This is a genomic window from Aerococcus sp. L_32 (assembly GCF_050689315.1).
The window spans coordinates 1-3,628 of record NZ_JBOEQF010000215.1; the positions used below are offsets into that span (position 1 = coordinate 1).

The 3,628-nt window shown below is 37.3% G+C and carries 3 protein-coding genes; all 3 read right to left on the minus strand.

Annotation, left to right across the window (positions count from 1 at the left end; all coding sequences use genetic code 11):
* Positions 1-248 precede the first annotated feature (248 nt).
* Positions 249-1,022 carry a CHAD domain-containing protein gene (locus ACRCJ0_RS10655; RefSeq protein ID WP_419971417.1) on the minus strand — a complete coding sequence of 258 codons (774 nt, stop codon included), beginning with the start codon at positions 1,020-1,022 and terminating at the stop codon, positions 249-251.
* A 119-nt stretch (positions 1,023-1,141) separates the two neighbouring features.
* Positions 1,142-2,023, minus strand: a complete 882-nt coding sequence (locus ACRCJ0_RS10660) for a DUF368 domain-containing protein (protein ID WP_419971416.1) — start codon at positions 2,021-2,023, stop codon at positions 1,142-1,144.
* A gap of 149 nt (positions 2,024-2,172) precedes the next feature.
* Positions 2,173-3,234: a GGDEF domain-containing protein gene (locus tag ACRCJ0_RS10665; protein WP_431390423.1), complete on the minus strand. Its 1,062-nt coding sequence runs from the start codon at positions 3,232-3,234 to the stop codon at positions 2,173-2,175.
* Positions 3,235-3,628 lie beyond the last annotated feature (394 nt).

Sequence of the window (3,628 nt, forward strand, 5' to 3'; positions counted from 1 at the left end):
CTGGATGGTAAAAATGTCGCTTAGACTAGCCGTACTGTAACTAGTCCTTCTAGATCTGAAAGATATTGAAGGATTTGGTGATATGTCAGCGAAGTCTGACATTTTAAAATCGACTATGTAAGGTGCGAGTCGCTCGATCCCGATTTTGAATGAGCGTGCAAGGCGCCATATCCTTTCAAATAGCAAAAAATCACAAAAAGCAGTTGGAAAATCCAACTGCTTTTTGTGTATTTATCTTATGCTTAAATTTATTCCGCGAATTCGATATCATCGCGAATTTGAATTAATAAGTCACGCACATTTTCATCTTTCACTTTATATGCGTATTCTGTCAGTAAATCATAATTGACATACGCATCTGTAATTTCACCGAATTCAGATTGAATGGCCTTGGCGTCTTTTCTGTATCGGTTTAAGTCTTTAGAAACCGTCTCGTCGAAGTAAGTGGCTGCATACCGCACCTTCTTGGCACTCTTTCTAATTTCGTGGACTGCCTCGTAGTCAGAAATATCCACTGTCTTAAAGGCGTATCGCAATTTTTTATCCTTCTTTTTCAGGCGTTTAAGCGTATACTTTTTCCAGTCTTTCTTATTTATAAATAGGTCGAGTTCAAGGATTTCTTTCGCATCCTCAATAGCCTGCTGAATGGTGGCGCTATTGCCCTTATTAAAAGTCCGGTTCATTTCTATCCGACGTTCTTTCACGAAGGTGTTAAACAGCTGGTAATAAGCCTCGCTGGTTTCAGGATGATTTACTGCATAATCTTCGCAATATGCATAAAGCACATCCAATTCACGAAGGGGCCCAAATACGCGCGCTGCTGCACCCAATTGCTGGTTCAACTTGTTATAATGGTCTTTGTCCATACGCTTTTTTATAAAGTTAAGTAGACCACGTAATTCTCGAATTGAAACACGCAAATCGTGCACTAGTTCATCGGAAAATGGGTTGTTCTGATAATCTAGATATAAGCCTGACACCTTATTTATCTGCTGTCTAAATACATCATACCGTTTATTCATTCAAAACACTCCCTTCCCTAGAAATTCCTTTTCATATAATTCCATTATACAAAATAAATTATTATCCGTAAAACGAAACAGGCACTCCCCACAAAAGGAAGTGCCTGTTTTTAGACGATTTAGTCATTTGAATATTTTTCTTCAATTTTTGAGAACCATAATGAGAAGATTGTCCCTAATACAAAGGCAATCACACACCAAATCAATGTATTCAGGAATGATAAACCAGAATTTGCTAAACCTTCAGCTGAGAAACCTGGGAATACTTGTGTTGGGAATAAGGCAATCGATGAACCAATTACAGTCCCTAAAATAAAGTGGTACATTTTAGAGTAGTAATGTTTGAAGGCCCATTCAGCAGCCTTCGCTAAACCAATGACACACAGTAATCCACCTAATCCTAATGGAATAATGACTGAAAAATCAAGAGCTGCGATACCAGCGGCCATTTTGTCATATAAACCAAAATAAATTAAGAAATTTGAGGGACTCATCCCTGGTACAATAACCCCTAAACCAATTAAAGCACCTGATAATACCCAGGCGATAAATGATGGTTGTACTTGTGTAATCCCTTGACCACCTAAGAACATGATCAAGAAAATGATGACTGCAGTTACTGCAAGCAAGGCTAAGTCAGATGTACTGCGCCCTTCTTTTCCAGCCGACTTAAATAGTGATGGTAAAGTCCCCACTACGAAGCCGATAAATAAGGTAATAAAAATAGCTGCGTAAAGTCCAAAAGCTTTCTCAACGAAAATTGAAAATACTAAGATTCCTAATAAAAAACCAATCCCAACTGGAATAAAGTAACGGACATTTTTCCAGAAGTTCTCAGTAATATTAGCTAAAAAGTTAATAATTTGATCGTACAAGCCGAAAATGACAGCTAGGACTCCACCTGAAAGACCTGGTAGAATTCCTCCTATTCCAACAGCTGCCCCCTTCAGAACACGGATAAACCAATCTGCCGAAAAGACGGCATCTTTTTTATTATTCATTTATTCTCCTCTTTCAATTCCTTTTTTACTAGACAGTTCAATAAGACGAGTCCAGTATACTCTTATCTAATACTAATTGTATCAATCTTTGGGCTGAGAATCATCGTTGAAGACTAAAAAATGTGAAAGATTCAGTTGAAAATAATCAATTAATCGAAAATCAACCCGCCTTTAGCGTTCACCGTCTGGTTCTTCCCTAGGTGTTTCGCTTGATATAAGGCTTGGTCAGCCCGCAATAAGGTAATTTTCATATCTTCATGCGGTTTTCTATGGGCCACTCCAATTGAAACTGTAATCTTCAAAGGCTCGCCCTCTTCACTAAATAGCGGCATTTCAGCAATCCTGTCATGGATAGATTCGGCTAAATCCAGCGTCTTTTGTCCCGTCTCATCAAAGACTAAACTCACGAATTCTTCCCCACCATACCGGTAATAATCGAATAAATTAGACTTTAAATTATTCAAGACGATGCCTATTTCTTCGAGTGCCTTATCGCCCACAAGATGACCATAGGTATCATTTAAATTTTTAAAATTATCAATATCAAGAATTAATAGCGAATAGGAATGATTACTTTCTGAAATTTTCCCAAGGTCTTCATCTAATTTCCGGGCGTTATATAGGGCTGTTAGGCTGTCGTGTACTGAGGATTGGTAGAGTTTGTCTAGATCGTTGGTGAAGTGGTAAGAAAAGTATATGAATACCGATGACAAAACAACCAGCAATAAGTAAGCTGAAAATACGTGGTAGGGATCTTCTAATCGAATAAAGGATATTGGCACAGTAATGACAATAGCCAACATTACTAAGAACCACAGTTGGAAGAACTCTGAATACTTGGCTTTAATACGGTCAAGGACACCTAAACTCAGCAAAATATAGGCTAAGACAATTAAGAGGTTTAAACTGGACAAGGTAAAGTCGCCAAAGAAAAAACGACATATGGCAACCAACACCATTGTCGGATGGGCAATTTCCTGATCCAAATACACCAGGGTATAGGCGAATAGTACCGACCTGAAGTCAAAACGCACACCATCAACGATAAAGGATGACATCATCAAGCAAACACCCGCTACCGTTTGTAAGCCAATAAATAGGTTACGGTTGTTGGTTGGATTTCTTCTTTCCTCAATACTATAGCGCCAACGCCAAACTAAATAAATATCCATAAAAACAATTGCCATATTTGCTAAGACATTTACAATCATGCTATCCTCCTATATTCCTTAATCTATATAATATGTCTAATTAGAAATATTTAAATATTCCTGTCTTGATACGAAAACTCATCCTGTTAAATATATCACGATTGAGCGGCCAAAAAGAACTAAATTAACTTTCAAGAGATAAAAATCTTGGAAATTTATTTATTGATTACTTATTTATTAGACTTTAATTTTTTAATTTGGCTAAAACTTTACACATCATTAATGATAATAAGTTTTATTATTGAAAATTCTGTTATGAATGTTTGAAATCATTCGTAAATAAAAAAGCCAACTAAAACGAGTCTAGTTGGCTAATACAATTATTGTTCGCATTTATATTGTGACAGACTAGCGAACACCGCCGCCGCCACCTCCACCGAAGGAACCGCCACCA

Bases quoted from the DNA above. Each gene is read 5' to 3' on its own strand.
- ACRCJ0_RS10655 (WP_419971417.1), bottom strand. From the start codon at position 1,022: ATGAATAAACGGTATGATGTATTTAGACAGCAGATAAATAAGGTGTCA.
- ACRCJ0_RS10660 (WP_419971416.1), bottom strand. From the start codon at position 2,023: ATGAATAATAAAAAAGATGCCGTCTTTTCGGCAGATTGGTTTATCCGT.
- ACRCJ0_RS10665 (WP_431390423.1), bottom strand. From the start codon at position 3,234: ATGATTGTAAATGTCTTAGCAAATATGGCAATTGTTTTTATGGATATT.